The 17,343-nt window shown below is 74.2% G+C and carries 17 protein-coding genes; 9 read left to right on the forward strand and 8 right to left on the reverse strand.

Annotated features, from left to right (window positions below):
• Nucleotides 1-70 precede the first annotated feature (70 nt).
• Nucleotides 71-1,891: an NHL domain-containing thioredoxin family protein gene (locus KSNIM_RS18225; protein ID WP_263104265.1), complete on the forward strand. Its 1,821-nt coding sequence runs from the start codon at nucleotides 71-73 to the stop codon at nucleotides 1,889-1,891.
• Nucleotides 1,892-1,966: 75 nt separating this feature from the next.
• Here KSNIM_RS18225 and KSNIM_RS18230 read toward each other — a convergent pair whose 3' ends face one another.
• Nucleotides 1,967-3,268 (reverse strand): M18 family aminopeptidase, encoded by a 1,302-nt coding sequence (locus KSNIM_RS18230; protein ID WP_263104266.1) that lies wholly within the window; start codon nucleotides 3,266-3,268, stop codon nucleotides 1,967-1,969.
• 267 nt (nucleotides 3,269-3,535) lie between these two features.
• Nucleotides 3,536-5,365 carry an acyl-CoA dehydrogenase gene (locus KSNIM_RS18235; protein ID WP_263104267.1) on the reverse strand — a complete coding sequence of 610 codons (1,830 nt, stop codon included), beginning with the start codon at nucleotides 5,363-5,365 and terminating at the stop codon, nucleotides 3,536-3,538.
• Nucleotides 5,366-5,577: 212 nt separating this feature from the next.
• Here KSNIM_RS18235 and KSNIM_RS18240 point away from each other — a divergent pair, with 212 nt between their 5' ends.
• Complete coding sequence (locus KSNIM_RS18240; RefSeq protein ID WP_411543736.1) at nucleotides 5,578-6,069, forward strand: SseB family protein; 492 nt, start codon at nucleotides 5,578-5,580, stop codon at nucleotides 6,067-6,069.
• Nucleotides 6,070-6,202: 133 nt separating this feature from the next.
• Nucleotides 6,203-7,153, forward strand: a complete 951-nt coding sequence (locus tag KSNIM_RS18245) for a pirin family protein (protein ID WP_263104268.1) — start codon at nucleotides 6,203-6,205, stop codon at nucleotides 7,151-7,153.
• 102 nt (nucleotides 7,154-7,255) lie between these two features.
• Here KSNIM_RS18245 and KSNIM_RS18250 read toward each other — a convergent pair whose 3' ends face one another.
• Nucleotides 7,256-8,077: a protein phosphatase 2C domain-containing protein gene (locus KSNIM_RS18250; RefSeq protein ID WP_263104269.1), complete on the reverse strand. Its 822-nt coding sequence runs from the start codon at nucleotides 8,075-8,077 to the stop codon at nucleotides 7,256-7,258.
• 335 nt (nucleotides 8,078-8,412) lie between these two features.
• Here KSNIM_RS18250 and KSNIM_RS18255 point away from each other — a divergent pair, with 335 nt between their 5' ends.
• The gene (locus KSNIM_RS18255) at nucleotides 8,413-8,652 is read left to right on the forward strand and encodes a DUF5302 domain-containing protein (RefSeq protein WP_263104270.1); all 240 of its coding nucleotides are present in this window, start codon (nucleotides 8,413-8,415) and stop codon (nucleotides 8,650-8,652) included.
• A gap of 83 nt (nucleotides 8,653-8,735) precedes the next feature.
• Here KSNIM_RS18255 and KSNIM_RS18260 read toward each other — a convergent pair whose 3' ends face one another.
• From KSNIM_RS18260 to KSNIM_RS18280, 5 genes are all read right to left on the reverse strand, one after another.
• Entirely contained in the window at nucleotides 8,736-9,632 is an 897-nt protein-coding gene (locus KSNIM_RS18260; RefSeq protein WP_263104271.1) for an alpha/beta fold hydrolase, read from the reverse strand.
• 113 nt (nucleotides 9,633-9,745) lie between these two features.
• Nucleotides 9,746-10,381, reverse strand: coding sequence for a TetR/AcrR family transcriptional regulator (locus KSNIM_RS18265; RefSeq protein WP_263104272.1), 636 nt, complete (start codon nucleotides 10,379-10,381; stop codon nucleotides 9,746-9,748).
• Between the two features lie 40 nt (nucleotides 10,382-10,421).
• Nucleotides 10,422-11,711, reverse strand: coding sequence for an amidase (locus KSNIM_RS18270; RefSeq protein WP_263104273.1), 1,290 nt, complete (start codon nucleotides 11,709-11,711; stop codon nucleotides 10,422-10,424).
• A gap of 45 nt (nucleotides 11,712-11,756) precedes the next feature.
• A complete protein-coding gene (locus KSNIM_RS18275; protein WP_263104274.1) occupies nucleotides 11,757-11,987 on the reverse strand; it encodes a hypothetical protein in 231 nt (76 codons plus the stop codon).
• Between the two features lie 75 nt (nucleotides 11,988-12,062).
• Nucleotides 12,063-12,716 (reverse strand): ATP-binding protein, encoded by a 654-nt coding sequence (locus KSNIM_RS18280; protein ID WP_263104275.1) that lies wholly within the window; start codon nucleotides 12,714-12,716, stop codon nucleotides 12,063-12,065.
• Between the two features lie 227 nt (nucleotides 12,717-12,943).
• On the opposite strand from KSNIM_RS18280, the gene KSNIM_RS18285 reads away from it, so the two are divergent.
• The 5 genes from KSNIM_RS18285 to KSNIM_RS18305 all read left to right on the forward strand — a co-directional run.
• Nucleotides 12,944-13,744: a hypothetical protein gene (locus tag KSNIM_RS18285; RefSeq protein WP_263104276.1), complete on the forward strand. Its 801-nt coding sequence runs from the start codon at nucleotides 12,944-12,946 to the stop codon at nucleotides 13,742-13,744.
• A 137-nt stretch (nucleotides 13,745-13,881) separates the two neighbouring features.
• Nucleotides 13,882-14,616 (forward strand): YcnI family protein, encoded by a 735-nt coding sequence (locus tag KSNIM_RS18290; RefSeq protein ID WP_263104277.1) that lies wholly within the window; start codon nucleotides 13,882-13,884, stop codon nucleotides 14,614-14,616.
• Nucleotides 14,617-14,694: 78 nt separating this feature from the next.
• On the forward strand, nucleotides 14,695-15,369 hold the full coding sequence (locus tag KSNIM_RS18295; RefSeq protein WP_263104278.1) for an SCO family protein: 675 nt from the start codon (nucleotides 14,695-14,697) through the stop codon (nucleotides 15,367-15,369).
• Nucleotides 15,366-15,842, forward strand: a complete 477-nt coding sequence (locus KSNIM_RS18300) for a copper chaperone PCu(A)C (RefSeq protein WP_263104279.1) — start codon at nucleotides 15,366-15,368, stop codon at nucleotides 15,840-15,842. The genes KSNIM_RS18295 and KSNIM_RS18300 overlap by 4 nt, the downstream gene beginning before the upstream one ends.
• 5 nt (nucleotides 15,843-15,847) lie before the next feature.
• A partial coding sequence (locus KSNIM_RS18305) for a copper resistance CopC/CopD family protein (protein WP_263104280.1) occupies nucleotides 15,848-17,343 on the forward strand: 1,496 nt, incomplete at its 3' end.

The following is a 17,343-nucleotide window of genomic DNA, read 5'->3' on the forward strand; positions in this document are numbered from 1 at the left end:
GCGGGGCTCCCGGACACCTCGCCGGCCGGCAGCGGAATGCGCCCGCCGGCCGATGGGGTTGGATGAGGACATGGCTTCTCGTGCACGCGTACGCGCCCCCGAACTGGTGGGCAAGGGCGGATGGCTCAACACCGGCGGCAAGGACCTGACGCTGGCCGACCTCCGCGGCAAGATCGTCATCGCCGACTTCTGGACCTTCTGCTGCATCAACTGCCTCCACGTCCTGGACGAACTCCGGGAGCTGGAGGAGAAGCACCGCGACACGGTGGTGATCGTCGGCGTCCACTCGCCCAAGTTCGTCCACGAGGCCGACCACCTGGCGGTCGTCGACGCGGTGGCCCGCTACGAGGTGCACCACCCCGTGCTGGACGACCCGGAGCTGGCCACCTGGAAGCAGTACGCGGTGCGGGCCTGGCCGACGCTGGTGGTGATCGACCCCGAGGGGTACGTCGTCGCGCAGCACGCCGGCGAGGGCCATGCGCACGCGATCGCCGCCCTGGTCGAGGAGCTGGAGGCCGAGCACGCCGCCAAGGGCACGCTGCGCCGCGGCGACGGACCGTACGTGGCGCCGGAGCCGCAGGCGGGCGACCTGAAGTTCCCCGGCAAGGCGGTGCGGCTGCCGGACGGCCACTACCTGGTGGCCGACTCGGGACACCACTCGCTGGTGGAGCTGGCCGAGGACGGCGAGACGGTGCTGCGCCGGATCGGCGACGGCGAGCGCGGCCTGGTGGACGGTGCCGCGCCACGGTTCAGCGAGCCGCAGGGCCTGGCCCTGGTGCCGGCCGGCCTGGACCTCGGCTACGACGTCGTGGTGGCGGACACCGTGAACCACGCGCTGCGCGGTGTCCGGCTCGCCGACGGCAGCGTCACCACGCTGGCCGGCACCGGCCGGCAGTGGTGGCAGGGCTCGGCGACCGAGGGCCCGGCCCGCGAGGTCGACCTCTCCTCGCCCTGGGACGTCGCCTGGTTCGACGGCCGGGTGTGGATCGCCATGGCCGGCGTGCACCAGCTGTGGGCCTTCGACCCGGCGGCCGGCACGGTCGCGGCCGCGGCCGGCACCACCAACGAGGGCCTGGTCGACGGCCCGGTGGCCGAGGCCTGGTTCGCCCAGCCGTCCGGCCTCGCGGTCTCCGCGGACGGCGAGCGGCTCTGGGTGGCCGACTCGGAGACCTCGGCGGTGCGCTGGGTTTCACGTGAAACCCGTTCGGTGCACACCGCGGTCGGCACCGGCCTGTTCGACTTCGGCCACCGCGACGGCGCCGCCGACCAGGCGCTGCTCCAGCACCCGCTGGGTGTCACCGTGCTGCCGGACGGCTCGGTGGCGATCAGCGACACCTACAACCACGCGCTGCGCCGCTTCGACCCGGCGACCGGCGAGGTGACCACCCTCGCCACCGATGTCCGCGAGCCCTCCGGGGCCGTGGTCGTGGACGGCGACATCGTCGTGGTGGAGTCGGCGCGGCACCGGCTGACCCGGCTGCGCCTGCCCGAGGAGGCCGTCCAGGTCGAGTCGGTGGCGCACCGCACCCAGCGCGCCGCCACCGAGGTCGCCCCCGGGGCCCTGCAGCTGGACGTGGTCTTCCAGGCGCCGTCCGGGCAGAAGCTGGACGAGCGCTACGGCCCGTCGACCCGGCTGCTGGTCAGCTCCACCCCGCCGGAGCTGCTGCTCTCGGGCGCCGGCGCGGACACCGACCTCTCCCGCGAGCTGGTGCTCAACGAGGCGGTCGCCGAGGGCGTGCTGCACGTGTCGGCGATGGCGGCGTCCTGCGACGACGACCCGGAGATCGAGTACCCGGCCTGCCACGTCCACCAGCAGGACTGGGGCGTACCGGTGAAGCTGGCGGCCGAGGGCGTGAGCCGGCTGCCGCTGGTCCTCGCCGGCATGGAGTGACCGCCGGCGGGTGACCGGTCCGGGGGCCGTCCGCGCGGCGGCCCCCACCGCCCGCGGACCGCCCCCGGCCCCGGCTCAGCCCTCCAGGAAGGCCTTGACGGCGCTCGCCAGCAGGTACGGGTCCTCCGCGCCGCACAGCTCGCGGGCGGAGTGCATGGAGAGCGCGGCGATGCCGCAGTCCACCGTGGTGATGCCGAGCCGCGCCGCGGTGATCGGGCCGATGGTGGTGCCGCACGGCATGGCGTTGTTGGAGACGAAGGTCTGCCACGGCACGCCGGCCTTCTCGCAGGCGGCGGCGAACACGGCCCGGCCGACGCCGTCGGTGGCGTACCGGTTGTTGACGTTGACCTTGAGGATCGGGCCGCCGTTGGGCATCGGGTGGTGGCCCGGCTCGTGCCGCTCGCTGTAGTTGGGGTGTACGGCGTGCCCCATGTCGGAGGAGAGGCAGACGGTGCCGGCCAGTGCCCGGGCGCGGTCCTCGGTGGTGCCGCCGCGGGCGTACACGGTGCGCTCCAGCACGTTGCCGAGCAGCGGGCTCTGCGCACCGGTGTCGGACTCGCTGCCGGTCTCCTCGTGGTCGAAGGCCGCCAGCACCGGGATGTAGGACAGCGGGGCGTCGCCGGTGGCGGAGGCGGCCAGGGCTGCGGTGCCGGCGTGCACCGAGAGCAGGTTGTCCAGCCGGGGGCCGGCCAGCAGTTCGCGGTCCCGGCCGAGGTAGGAGGCGGGCTGCACGTCGTGGGTCATGAGGTCCCAGCCGGCGACGTCGGCGGCGGCCACGCCGGCCTTGCCCGCGACGTACTCGAGGAGTGCGCCCTCGGTCACCTCGCCGATCCCCCAGATCGGAGTGAGGTGACGCTGCTTGTCGAGCTTCAGGCCGTCGTTGACCGCGCGGTCCAGGTGGATGGCGAGCTGCGGGACCCGCAGCAGGGGCTCGTCGATCTGGACCAGCCGGGCGGTGCCGTCGCGCAGCGCGAGGCGGCCGGAGATGCCGAGGTCGCGGTCGAGCCAGGTGTTCAGCGGGACGCCGCCGTAGATCTCCACGGCGACCTGGCGCCAGCCGGAGGAGCCGGTGTCCGGGATCGGCTTGACCCGGAGGTTCGGCGAGTCGGTGTGGGTGCCGACCACCCGGAACGGCGTCTCGGGCCCGGCCCCCTCGGGCACGTACCAGGCGATCAGCGCGCCCCCGCGGATCAGGTACCGGCCGCCGGCCTCGGCCCCCCAGGCGTCGGTCTCCAGGACCCTGCGGAAGCCCGCCTTCTCCAGCCGCTCGGCCGACGCGGCCACGGCGTGGTAGGGCGAGGGTGCGGCGCCGAGGAAGGCGATCAGATCGTCGGTGTGCGTCCGGTCGAAGTGGGCCGGGCGGTCGGCGGTCGACATGCTGCTCCTGGGTTGAGGGAGGTCGGACGCCGGATGGGGGTACCGGGTCCGCATCTGAGCATATGCCCGTACACGGACATGACGCGGCGAACTCAAAAACGGTGACACAACGGTGAGAACACCGGGACACAGCGCATTCCCGACGGGCCGTCATGCCGTCCGTGACGCGGTGTTTGCCCGGTTCCGTCCGGCAGCGAAACGCCGTGGGGCCCGGTCGGCGGACCGGGCCCCACGGCGTGAGGGTGTGTCAGGCAGACTTCAGGGGCCTCAGAAGGCCTCCTCCGCGAGCTCCATGATCTCGTTGTCCACGGCCTCCGCGATCAGGCGCTGCGGGGCGGTGGTGGGGAGGATGTTGCGGGCGAAGAAGCGGGCCGCGGCGACCTTGCCCCGGTAGAACGGGACGTCCTTCTCCGAGGCGCCGGCCTCCAGCTTGGCCAGCGCGACGGCGGCCTGGCGGAGCAGCAGCCAGCCGATGACGACGTCGCCGGAGACCAGCAGCAGGCGGGTGGCGTTGAGGCCGACCTTGTACATGTTGGTGACGTCCTGCTGGACGGCGGTCAGGTCGGCGAGCATCTTGCCGACGATCGCCTCCAGGTCGCCGGCGGCCTTGCCGAGCGCCTCGCGCTCGGCGGCCAGGGCGTCGCCGCCCTCGCCGGTGGCGATGAACTTCTGGATCTGCTCGGAGACGGCGGTGAGCGCCTGTCCGCCGTCCTTGACGATCTTGCGGAAGAAGAAGTCCTGGCCCTGGATGGCGGTGGTGCCCTCATACAGGGTGTCGATCTTGGCGTCGCGGATGTACTGCTCGATCGGGTACTCCTGCAGGTAGCCGGAGCCACCGAAGGTCTGCAGGGACTGGGCGAGCTGCTCGTAGGACTTCTCCGAGCCGTAGCCCTTGACGATCGGCAGGAGCAGGTCGTTCAGGCGCTCGGCGGCCTCGTCGGTCTCGCCGCGCAGGCGGGCGGCCAGCACGTCGTCCTGGACGGAGGCGGTGTAGAGCACCAGGGCGCGCATGCCCTCGGCGTACGCCTTCTGCGTCATCAGCGAGCGGCGGACGTCCGGGTGGTGGGTGATGGTGACGCGCGGGGCGGTCTTGTCCAGGAAGTTGGCGATGTCCGCGCCCTGCACGCGCTCCTTGGCGTACTCGAGGGCGTTCAGGTAGCCGGTGGACAGGGTGGCGATCGCCTTCGTGCCGACCATCATGCGGGCGAACTCGATGATCTTGAACATCTGGCGGATGCCGTCGACCTTCTCGCCGAGCAGCCAGCCCTTGGCCGGGTGCTTGGCGCCGAAGGTCATCTCGCAGGTGTTCGAGGCCTTGAGGCCCATCTTGTGCTCGACGTTGGTGGCGTAGACGCCGTTGCGCTCGCCGAGCTCGCCGGTCTCCCAGTCGAAGTCGTACTTCGGCACGATGTAGAGGCCGAGGCCCTTGGTGCCGGGCTTGCCGCCCTCGGGGCGGGCCAGCACCAGGTGGATGATGTTGTCGGACATGTCGTGCTCACCGGAGGTGATGAAGCGCTTCACGCCCTCGATGTGCCAGGAGCCGTCCTCCTGCTTGATCGCCTTGGTGCGGCCGGCGCCGACGTCCGAGCCGGCGTCGGGCTCGGTCAGCACCATGGTGGCGCCCCAGAGGCCGTCGACCATGCGCTGGGCGACCTTGTGCTGCTCCTCGGTGCCCTCCTCGTAGACGACGCCGGCGAAGGCCGGGCCGGAGGAGTACATCCAGATGGCGGGGTTCGAGCCGAGGACCTGCTCCGCGTAGGCCCAGACGAGGGAGGACGGGGTGACCTGTCCGCCGATGCCCTCCGGGATGCCCAGGCGCCACCACTCGGCGTCCATGAAGGTCTGGTAGCTCTTCTTGAACGTGGCCGGGATCGGCGCGGTGTTGGTCTCCGGGTCGAAGACCGGCGGGGTGCGGTCGGTGTCGGTGAAGGACGCGGCGAGGTCGTTCTCGGCGAGGCGGGAGATCTCGCTGAGGATGTTCTTCGCGGTGTCGACGTCCATGTCGGCGAACGGGCCGGTGCCGTACACCTGCTCGCGGCCGAACACCTCGAACAGGTTGAACTCCACGTCCCGCAGGTTGGACTTGTAGTGACCCATGACCGTTTCTCCGGTTCGTCTGCTTGCCGTGGGCCCGCCGATCGAGCGCCACTTACCCACCAGTACGCACCATGATGCTACCCGGCAGTAACTTGGGCAAGCCCTCTCACGGCAAAGCCTTATGAACGTGGTCACGTCCCACAACCCCGGACGCGCACACCTTGTGCGATCCGTCCCCCCTGTGAGGCGGCCCGGCCCGCTAGCCTTGTCCCGTGTACGGCTACGAGCAGACCGCGTACCAGGACCCCTACCAGCAGCAGGCGGGGATGAACGGCATGCCCGGCCCCGGCCCGTACGGCGACCCCCAGCAGGGGGCCGCCCAGCAGTCCCTCTACCCGGAGCCCTCGCCGCCCTCGCTGGCCGACGCGGTCCGGGCCTTCACCACCGGCTCGATGCCGGTCGAGGACTTCCAGGCGATCTTCATCACCTCCAAGGTGCACTGCCCGCGCGGCGACCGCCCCGGCTTCCTCGCCCTGCACAACACCCCGACGCCCGTGATCCCGATGTTCAGCTCGCTCAAGGAGCTGCGGCGCTACGCCGGCAAGGAGTCCAAGCACTTCAGCGTCACCGGCGCGGAGATCCTGGACCTGCTGCCGACCGGCTACGGCTTCGCGCTCGACATGGAGGGCGAGCACCGGATGGTCTTCGACGCGAAGGCCGTCGAGCAGATGGTGGACTTCACCATGCGCCGGATGTACGGCTGACCCAGAGCCCAGCGGGAGGTCCATGACCTCCCGCACACCTCCATCCATTTAGTTCAATGTTCAACTTGCTATTGGTTGAGGATTGAACTAACCTGTCGGACGTAGGCCAGAGAACCCCCAGAAGGAGGCCGACATGCCCGCCGTGACCGTCGAGAACCCGCTGACCCTGCCGCGCGTCGCCACCCCCGACCCCGCGGTCGCGGCCGCCCGCCCGGTGCTGGCCGTCGCCACCGCGCCGGAGGGCTTCGAGGGCGAGGGCTTCCCCGTCCGCCGCGCCTTCGCCAAGATCAACACCAAGTTCCTCGACCCGTTCATCATGATGGACCAGATGGGCGAGGTGGAGTACGCCGCCGGGGAGCCCAAGGGCACCCCGTGGCACCCGCACCGCGGCTTCGAGACCGTCACCTACCTGATCGACGGCGAGTTCATCCACAAGGACTCGCACGGCGGCGGCGGCCACCTCGGCGGCGGCGACACCCAGTGGATGACGGCCGGCTCGGGCATCCTGCACATCGAGACCCCGCCGGAGTCGCTGGTGCTCAGCGGCGGCCTGTTCCACGGCATCCAGCTGTGGGTCAACCTGCCCGCGAGCGACAAGATGACCCAGCCGCGCTACCAGGACATCCACGGCGGCCACGTGAAGCTGCTGACCAGCCCGGACGGCGGCGCCGTGCTGCGGCTGATCGCCGGCGAGCTGGACGGCCACCAGGGCCCGGGCGCCACCCACACCCCGATCACCCTGCTGCACGCCACCGTCACCCCGGGCGCCTCGGTCACCCTGCCCTGGCGGCCCGACTTCAACGCCCTCGCCTACGTGCTCAACGGCGACGGCACGGTCGGCACCGAGCGGCGGCCGGTGCACACCGGCCAGGCCGTGGTCTTCGGCGACGGCGACACCATCACCATCACCGCGGACGCCAAGCAGGACTCCCGCCACCCCAACCTGGACGTGATCGTCCTGGGCGGGCAGCCGATCCGCGAGCCCGTCGCCTGGTACGGCCCGTTCGTGATGAACAGCCACCGCGAGCTGGAACAGGCCATGCGGGACTTCCAGTCCGGCTCGTTCGGCCACCCGATCGACTGACCCCGCACCGATCGACCCGACCGGGGCCCGGCGACACGCCGGGCCCCGGGGCGCGTCCGCGGCCGGGACGGGTCGGGTCGGATCCGGACGGTACCCGCGCGGTCAGATCCGGGCGTAGAGCGCGGAGGCGTCGTCCGACTTCTTGCCGCGCGGCCAGCGCGTGCAGTCGGCGTCGGCCTCCTCGACCGCCCGCACCTGGGCGATCAGCTCGGCCGGCCCCGACTCCGCCAGCAGCCGCAGCGCGTCCGACCAGCTGCCGAGCCGGAAGCGCTCGGTGAAGCGCGCCGCGCCGTCGGTCAGCGCCGCCACCCCCCGCAGGTCGGCGAGCGGGACGAAGCCGGTCTCCGCGTGCTCGGCGGCGCGCGGCGTGGCGGCGGCGATCCACGGCCCGTGCCCGGAGTTCCGGGCCGCCCGGACGGCCTGCGCGTACGCGAGGTAGAGCTCGGCCCGCTCGGTGCTGCCCGGCACCGTCGTCCAGACCTGGCGGCGCAGCAGCTCGCCGCCGGGAAAGCGCTGGTTGTCGCCGATCACCCGGGGCGCACCCTCGCGCGGGTGCAGCACCAGCAGCGAGTCCCCGAGCACCAGGTACTCCAGCGAGCCGCCGACCGTGCGGGCGGCGACCACCATGGCCGCCGGGGTGTTCGGGTTCCCGAGGTCGCAGCGACCGCCGTGCAGGGCGGCCGTCTCCACGATGGCGTCGGCCAGGCACTCGGTGATCGAGCGGTCGGCCCGGTCGGTGAGCCGGGCGAGGAGGTGGACCCCCAGCCGTCTGGTGTACCAGGCGGTGCCGTGGCGGCACCCGGACTCCAGTTCCGTCGGCATGCTGGAGCCGTCCAGCAGCACCAGCGCTTCGGCGGAGGCGGCGGCGAAGTCCTCGCTCTCACGGCCCTGCCCGTACGGTTCTCCGGCGAGCTGTACCTGCATCGGACCAGTCTGCGGGCGGGCGGCCGCCCGGTACAGGGGTCGGACGGTCCTGTGCGGCACTGCCGGCGTGCGCCGGAGCGCGCGGTGGCGACCGGTCGGAGCGCGGCTTACGGTCGGAAGATCACCCGCTCTCGCCCCAGGAGTGTGCGATGGTCTGGCAGTTCTTCGTCCTCGTGATCGCGTCGATCGGCTTCCCGATCCTGGCGCTCTTCTACCTGATCGGTGGGCCCCGGTTCCCCGACGAAGTGAAATGAACCCGCCGAGCGGCCGCCGCCGTGGCAGGGTGTGCACTGCACCCGGCCCCTGTCCCGGGGCCCCGTACCGGAGGTCGCGCCATGAGCAAGGAATCAGCCCCACCCGCCGAGCAGGCCGAGACCGGGGCCGCCCCGGTCGAGGAGGACGCACCGGCACCCGCCCAGGAGGACGTGAAGGCGAAGTTCCTCGCGGCGCTGGAGCGCAAGCAGGGCGGCCGCGGGAGCGGCGGCGCCGGGCAGGGCGGCGAGGGCTCCAAGATCCACGGCACCCATGCCGCGGCGGGCGGCAAGCGCACCTTCCGCCGCAAGAGCGGCGGCTGACCGAGCGCCGACGGCGGGCGGATCCCCACGGGGTCCGCCCGCCGTCGCGTTTCCCGTGCCGGTGCTCCCGTGCCGCGCCTCCGCTACGCGGTTGCGCCCGCGGTGCGGTCCGCCGGTTCGGCGGCCGGGCGGGCCGGCTCGGCCAGGAAGCCGAGCACGTTGTCGAGCACGGCCGGGTCGCTCAGCACCCGCTGGTGGCCGAGCCCGCGGGTGGCGAGCAGGCGCACCCGCTCCCCGTACGCGGCCTGCAGCCGGCCGGCCTGGCGGAACGGCACCACCGGGTCGCCCTCGTCGTGCACCACCAGGGTGGTCGGAACGACGTCGGCCGGGCGGCCCGCGGCGTCGAAGCGCTGCCAGACGGTCCCGGCTCCGGGGAGGAGCAGTTCCTCGACGCGTCGGGCGACCTGCTGCGAGACGCGCTCGGACAGCCCGAGCTGCGCACGGAAGCCGCCGATCACGAAGCGGAAGTCGGTGACCCCGGCGACCGCCACGAGTCGGTCGGCCCGCAGTCCCTCGTCCAGGGCGCGGAAGGCGCAGGCCACCCCGAAGGAGTGCGCGACCACGGCCTCGTAGCGGCCGTCCTGTGCGTGCAGCCGGCCGATGGCCTCGCCGAACTCCAGGATCGTGGTGGTCGACCCGGCCGAACCGCCGTGGCCGGGCGCGTCGAAGGCGACCGGGCTGCGGCCCTCGGCCAGCAGCCGGGCCACCAGCGGCGCGAAGCGCGCGGCCCGGGACTGCCAGCCGTGCACCAGCAGCACCGGACGGCGGCCGTCGCCCCAGCGGTACACCGCGGTGCGCTTGCCGGCCACGGTGAGGTACGAGGTGCGCGCCCGGTCGTGGACCTCGCGCTCGGCCGGGCGGACGCGGCTGCGACCGCCGGGGCGGCGGAAGAGGCCGAAGGCGGCCCGGCCGGCGAGCTCCGGGGAGATCAGCGCGGTCGTGTTGAGCGCGGCGCCGACGAGGGTCTTGGTGCGGTCCATGGTGTCTCCCCGGTGGAGGTGCGGGGTGGGTGGAGCCTAACGGAGCGAGATATTAGCACGACCGTTCGTGCAGTTTTACCCCGGCGGCGCCGCCCGGGGCAGTACGGAACGGGTCAGGCCAGCTGCTCCGGGGCGGCCGCGGCACCGCGCAGCAGCGCCAGGACACCGGCCGCGGCGAGGTCGTAGCGGCGCTCCTCGCCGTACAGCAGCGACTGGGCGTTGGCCGCCTCCAGCATGCCGATCAGGCCGAAGACCAGCAGGTCGACATCGGTGTCGGCGCGGAGCTCGCCGGCCGCGCGGGCGGCCCGCGCCAGCTCGGCGAGGTGCTCCTCCCAGGCCCTGGCGGCCGCGGCCAGGGCGTCCCGGACGGGGCCGGGCCGGGCGTCGAACTCGGCCGACACCGCGTAGAAGAAGCAGCCACCCGGGAAGACCCTGCGCCGCGAGTACGCCAGCCAGGAGTCGCAGACCGCCCGCAGCCGGCCGAGCCCCGGGGGCAGGTCCTCGACCGGGACGACCACCGCGTCCCGGAAGATCCGCTGGGCGGCGCGCACGGCGGCCAGCTGCAGCTCCTCCTTGGAGCCGAAGCTCGCGAACACCCCGCTCTTGCTCAGCCCGAGGTCGGTGGCCAGCCGGCCGATCGACAGGGCCTCCAGCCCCTCGACGGAGGCGACCTCCACGGCGCGCCCCAGCACCGCGCGGCGGGTCTCGTTGCCCCGCTGCACCCGCCCGTCCGTGGTCGGCGTCTCCACCGCGCTCCTCCGCCGGCCGTCCTCGCTGTCGGCGGCCAGCCTACGCCGCGAGGCGCTCCCCGATCACGGCCGCGGCGGCCAGCAGCCGTTCGTCGCCGCCCTCCGCGCCCACGCACTGCAGGCCGAGCGGCAGGCCGCCGAGCGCACCGGCCGGCAGCGAGACGGCGGGCAGCCCCGCGTGGCTCCAGGGCAGCGACATCACCGCGCTGCCGGTGGAGTCAAGGCCGAGCGGCGCCGGGCCGGTGGCCGCCGGGGTCACCCACACGTCCACACCCTGCTCCGCCGTCACCTCGGCCACCCGGCGCCGGAAGTCCGCCCGCGCCGCCAGCGCGGCCCGGTAGTCGGCGCGGTCGACCTCCCGGCCGTGCCGGATCGCGGCCACCGTCTCCGGCCGGTACAGGCTGCCGAAGCGGGTGAACAGATCGTGGTGCACCTGCGCCAGCTCGTACCGGATGATCGTCCGCAGGTGGTGCTTCACGGTGTCGAAGTCGCCCAGCACGTCGACCCGGCGGACCGTCGGACCGAGCCCCCGCACCGTGCGCTCGAAGGCGGCCAGTGCCTCGGGGTGCACCTCGTCGAGGTAGCCGCCGGCCGGGACGCCGAGGACGGGCTCCCGCTCCGGTGCCGCGGCGGGCTCCTCGGCCCAGGTGTCGCAGAGCAGCGCGGCGGCCAGCCGGACGCCGGCCAGGTCGGCCGCGAAGCAGCCCGGGGTGTCCAGGGTCGGCGCGTGCGGGACGACCCCCTCCGGCGGCATCCGCCCGTACGTCGGCCGGAAGCCCACCACGCCGCAGTACGCCGCCGGGCGGATCATCGACCCGACGGTCTGGGTGCCGATCGCCAGCGGCACCAGGCCCGCCGCGACCGCCGCCGCGGAACCGCTGCTCGAACCGCCCGGGGTGTGGCCGAGGTCGTGCGGGTTGCGGGTCGGCCCGGGTGCGAGGACGGCGAACTCGGCCGTCACCGTCTTGCCCGCGATCAGCGCCCCGGCCGCGCGCAGCCGTCCCACCAGCGGGCCCTCCGGCCCGGCCAGCACACCCGGCGGCAGCGCCGAACCGGCATGCGTGGGCAGGCCGTCGACGTGCACCACGTCCTTGACGCCGACCGCCACGCCGTACAGCGGCGGACGCCGGGCCGGATCGGGGTGGCGCGCCTCCAGCTCCTTCGCGGCCGCCGCCAGCCGGTCGTGCCGGCCGGGCTCCGGGACGAAGGCGCGCAGCGCCGGGTCGATCCGGTCGACCCGGGTGCACAGACGCTCGACGTGCTCGCCGAGCGGCGGCTCGCCGGCCCGCAGGCGGGCGGCCGCGGGGACGAGGGGCGTGATCGGCTCCATGGCGCCCACGCTACGGGCCCGCCGGGCCCGGCACAGGCGATCCGATCACTCGTGCTCGGCCGGCATGTACGGCGTCTCGCGCAGGAACAGCGCCCCGCAGGTGTGGCAGTTGAGGTCCGGCGAACGGGACCAGAACTCCGGGTCCTGGACGGTCGCTGCCGGGCTCAACTCCCGCCCGCACAGGGCGACGGACGAACCGTCATGGGTGATGTGCCAGGTCTTCACCCCGTCGGACGGACCGGACGGGCCGTACTCGGCGTGCATCTGATACCTCATGCCGCCATGCTGCGCCGGGGCCGGGCGGGCGGCAATCCGGAGGGCCGGTGCGGCCGGGGCCGCCGCCCCACGCGGTCAGGAGGCGGCGCGGAGCAGGGCGTCGTCCTGCCATTTGAGGATCTTGTCGAAGCTGACGATCGCGCCGCGGAGGGGGTGGTTGCGGAGTTGGACGTGGTCGGTGAGGGCGTGGATCAGGAAGAGGCCGCGGCCGGACTCGGCGCCGAGGTCGGGCAGCAGGTCCGGGTCGGGGGTGCGGACCGGGGCGGGGCGGCCGGCCGGCAGGACGTGGGTGTCGTACGGGCCGGGGCGGTCGGTGCGGCGCGGGCGGTGGCCGCCGACCGGCGGGGGGCCGAGGGTGGCCCGGCCACGGCGGGTGCGGCAGCGGCGCGGGGCCGGGCGGGACACGGCGCCGGCCGGGCCGCGGTGGCCCTCGGCGGGCAGCACGCCCGGGACGGCCGGGGCGATCGGCGGCAGGCCCGGCCCGGAGTCGACGACCTCGATCCGCAGCCGGTCGCCGGCGATCGCGGCGGTGACCTGGAACCCGTCGTCCGGACGGCCGGTCGCGGCGTGCTCGACGGCGTTCGCGCAGGCCTCGGTGAGGGCGACCCCGAGGTCGTAGGCGATCTGCGGGTCGACACCGGCGGTGTCCATGGCGCCGAGCAGGATGCGGCGGGCGAGCGGCACGCTGGCCGGGTCGCGCTTGAGGTGCAGAGTCCACCAGATGTCCACGGGAGGTCCCTCCTGGCTACGGCTCCACATACACCTTGGTATCTCCGGGGGTTTCGGCGGCGAACCGTCGGCTCGGGCCGCGACCGCCCGTTCGGTGGATGGACTGGTGCGGAACAGTGTGCCGTGCGGCGCGCGCTCAGGCCTGCACGCCGGGCCGAAAGGGTCATTCGGCGTATTTCCCACCCTGCCCGTGGGGGAGGTGTGAGCGGTGAGATGATGTCCCGGCCATGACTGCCCACTCCGCCGCCCCGTTCGCAGGCGCCGCCGCCCCCTCCGACGGGGTACCGGCCGCGGCCTGGGACCTGCGGGTGGCGCGTGCCGTGCCGTTCGCGCTGGTGTGCACACTCGTGGCGGCCGCCGGTCACGCGGTGGTGGGCGGCGGGGACGTCGCCCTGCCCGCGCTGGCCGCCGGTTTCACCGCGGTGGTGCTGCTGGCGTCGGCGCTCGGCGGGCGCGAGCGCTCGCTCGCGGCCATCACCGCGGCGCTCGGCGCGAGCCAGTTGGGCCTGCACCTGCTCTTCCACGCGCTGACCCCGGCCCGCGCCCACCACATGGCGGGCATGTCGATGCCGGAGGCCGCCGGGCGCCTGCTCTGCGACGACGTACCGGGCAACGGGGTCACGCACCTCCCCGCGGGGACGACCCCGGAGCAGGTGATCAGCGACGCCGGCCTGGACCCGCACGCGTACGCCGCGGCGGGCGCCGGGCACGCCGCCTCGGGCATGTTCGGGACGAGCCCGGCGATGCTGCTGGGCCACCTGGCGGCGGCGGTCGTGGCCGGCTGGTGGCTGCGGCGCGGCGAGGCCGCGCTCTGGCGCCTGGTGAAGCTCACCGCGGCGGCGGCCCGCGAGTGGTCCGCGCCGCTGCGCCGGGCGGTGGCGATGCTCGCCGCCGTCCTGCTCGGCGTTCCCGCGGCCGCGCCGGCCGTGCCCCGCCGCCGGGCCGAGGACGTCCCCCTGCCCGGGGCGCTCGCCCTGGTGCACAGCCTGGTGCGGCGCGGGCCGCCCGTGGTGGCGTTCGCGCGCTGACCGGCCCGCACGGGCCCGTGGCGCGCGCTGCCGGCCGGACCGCACCGATGCGGAACGGCCCTCACCAGCCCCACCACCAGCCCGGCGCACCCTGCGGCCCCGCCGCCGTGCGCCCCGCTCCCCAGGGAGAGCCCGTCATGCGTACCACTCCTGCCCGCCGGACCGCCCTCGCCGCCGCCGTCGCCGGTGCCGCCGTCGTCACGCTGGCCGGGCCGGCCGCCGCCCACGTCACCGTCCAGCCGGGCAGCGTCCCGCAGGGCGGCTACACCGCCGTGGCGTTCCGGGTGCCGGACGAGAGTGACACCGCCTCCACCGTGAAGCTGGAGGTGAGCCTGCCGATGGACCACCCGCTGGCCTCGGTGCGGATCCAGCCGCTGCCCGGGTGGACGGCCGTCCTGGAGAAGTCCAAGCTCGACAAGCCGCTGAGCTCGCACGGCAAGGACATCACCGAGGCGGTCTCCAAGATCACCTGGACCGCGGACGCCGGCACCAAGATCGTGCCCGGGCAGTTCCAGGAGTTCCGGGTCTCGCTCGGCGCCATGCCGACCGACACCGACAAGCTGACCTTCAAGGCGCTGCAGACCTACGACAACGGCGAGGTCGTCCGCTGGATCGAGGAGGCCAAGGAGGGCCAGCCCGAGCCCGCCAAGCCCGCCCCGGTGCTGACCCTCACCAAGGCCGCCGACGCGTCCGGCTCCGCCGCGCCCGCCGCCGACCACCACGCCTCCCAGGACGCCTCCGGTGACAAGGCCGCCGCCAAGTCCGACGACTCCACCGCCCGCACCCTCGGCGTGGTCGGCATCGTGGTCGGCGTGATCGGTGCCGCGCTCGGCGTGGCCGGCCTGCGCCGCAAGAGCGGCTCCACCTCCTGACCCGGTGCCCGGCGGGCCGCACCCCGGTGCGGCCCGCCGGGCCGACCCCCGACCCGCACGATCGGAAATCCCAACGCCATGGCCCACACCCCCCGTCCGAAGGCCCGGCTGCTCGGCGCGGCCGCCCTGGCCCTGTCCGGCGCCCTCGCGCTCACCGCCTGCTCCTCCTCCGGGGGCGGCGGCAGCGGCGCCGCCACGGTCAGCAAGGAGAGCAGCAGGTCCGCGTACCAGGGCAGCGTGCTGAGCAAGCACTTCGACAAGCCCGACCTGCTCCTGACCGACACCTCCGGGCAGCCGTTCGACCTGCGCAAGCGGACCGCCGGCCGGCCCGTGGTGCTGTTCTTCGGCTACACCAGCTGCCCCGACGTCTGCCCGACCACCATGGGCGACATCGGTGTGGCGATGTCGAAGCTGTCCGCCGAGGAGCAGAAGAAGATCGACGTCGTGTTCGTCTCCACCGACCCGGAGCGGGACACCCCGAAGGTGCTGCGCACCTGGCTGGACTCGATGGGCAAGGGCTTCATCGGCCTCACCGGCGACCTCGCCAAGGTGAAGACCGCGGCCCGGACGGTGGGCGTCGCCGTGCAGGACCCGGTGGTGAACGCCGACGGCTCGGTGACCTCCGCGCACGGCGCCCAGGTGCTGGCCTTCCTGCCCTCCGACGACAAGGCGCACCTGCTGTGGATGGGCAGCAGCACCGTCGAGACCTACACCCACGACCTGGCGCTGCTGGCGAAGGGGGTGCCGGCGTGAGCCGGGCGTTCCGGCGTTCGGCGCTGATCGGCGCGGGACTGTCGGCGGTGCTGGCCACCGGGACGATACTCGTGGCGTGCGGGACGGGATCCGACGACGGACGGGCCGAGCTCAGCGTCATCGGCAGCTACGTCCCGGTGCCGGCGCTGCCCGGCGGGATGGGCGCCGGCTACCTCACCGTCCGCAACGACGGCGGGACGGCCGACCGGCTCGTCGCGGTGACCAGCCCGGACGCCGGCTCCGTCACCATGCACACCTCCGGCGAGTCGACGATGACCGCGGTCGACAGCCTCCAGGTGCCGGCCCACGGCGCGCTGGAGCTGGCCCGCGGCGGCCACCATCTCATGATCATGGGATGGCAGAAGCCGCCGGCCGTCGGGGACGAACTGGAACTGGACCTCACCTTCGCCAAGAGCGGCACCATCACCGTCACCGTGCCGGTGAAGCCGCTCACCTACCGGCCCGGGAGCTGACACTGATGCCGAGGAGAGTCGCAGCGCTGCTGGCCGTACTGGCGGCGGCCGTCGCCGTGCTGTTCGGCGGCGCCGGCACCGCCGCCGCGCACGCCGCGCTGGTCTCCACCGACCCGGCGCAGGGAGCGGTCACCGCCACCGCACCCGCCGCCGTCACGCTGACCTTCAGTGAGGGCGTCTCGCTGACCGCCGACTCGGTGCGGGTGCTGGACCCGGCCGGCAAGCAGGTGGACAACGGCGACGCGGCGCACGCCGACGGCAAGGAGGCCAGCGCCCGGGTGACGCTGCGTCCCGGCCTCGGCAACGGCACGTACACCGTCGCCTGGCGGGCCGTCTCCGAGGACTCGCACCCGGTGGGCGGCGCCTTCACCTTCTCCATCGGCGCGCCCTCGGACACCACGGTCTCCGCCTCCGCGGTGCAGGGCGCCGAACCGGACGCCGTGGTCGCGGCCGCCTACGGCACCGCCCGGACGGTGGCCTACGCGGCCTTCGCGCTGCTGGTCGGCGCGGCCGCCTTCGTGCTGATCTGCTGGCCGCGCGGCGTCGCCGTGCACCAGGTGCAGCGGCTGCTGATGACCGGCTGGATCGCCCTGCTGGTCTCCACCGTCGCGGTGCTGCTGCTGCGCGGCCCGTACGAGCGCGGCACCGGGATCTCGCAGGCCTTCGACCTGTCGCTGGTGCGGTCCACCCTGGACGAGCGGATCGGCACCGCGCTCGCCGCCCGGCTGCTGCTGCTCGCCGCGGGCGGCGTCTTCCTGTCGCTGCTGGTCGGCCAGCTCGGCCAGGACCGGACGGCGCAGGACTCCCGGGACGCCGGGGCCGCCGGGGACTCTTCGGAGCCGACGGCCGCCGCGGAGGGCGGCGCCGAGGACGGCGAGGAGGCGGAGCTCCGGGCGCTGGAGCAGCGCGCCGCCGAGCGGCCGCTGCGGGACGCCCGGCTGGGCCTGGGCGTGGGCGGGGCGGTGCTCGCCGTCGCCCTGAGCGCGACCTGGGTCGGGGCGGACCACTCCTCGGTCGGCATCCAGGTGCCGCTGGCGCTGCCCACCGCCGCGCTGCACCTGCTGGCGATGGCCCTGTGGCTGGGCGGCCTGGCCACCCTGCTGGTCGGACTGCGGCACGGCGTGCCGGCCGCTGCGGTCGAACGCTTCTCCAAGCTGGCGCTGGGCGCCGTGACGGTGCTGACGGTGACGGGCGTCTACCAGTCCTGGCGCGGTCTGGGCAGCTGGGGGGCGCTGGTCGACACGGAGTACGGGCGGCTGCTGCTGATCAAGACCGGCCTGGTGGCGGGCATGGTCGGCCTGGCCTGGATCTCCCGCGCCTGGGTGGCCCGGCTGCGGACGGCCGGCGAGGCGTCGGACGGGGCCGCGGACAGGACCGGGCCGGACGAGGCGGCGCAGCAGGAGGCCGGGACGGGGGCTGCCGTCGGCGGCAAGCGCGCGGCCGCGGCGGCCGCCGGGGGCGGGAAGGGCGACGACCGGGCGCGCCGCGCCCAACTGGCCCG

The organism is Kitasatospora sp. DSM 101779, assembly GCF_025655475.1.
Taxonomy (GTDB): Bacteria; Actinomycetota; Actinomycetes; order Streptomycetales; family Streptomycetaceae; genus Kitasatospora.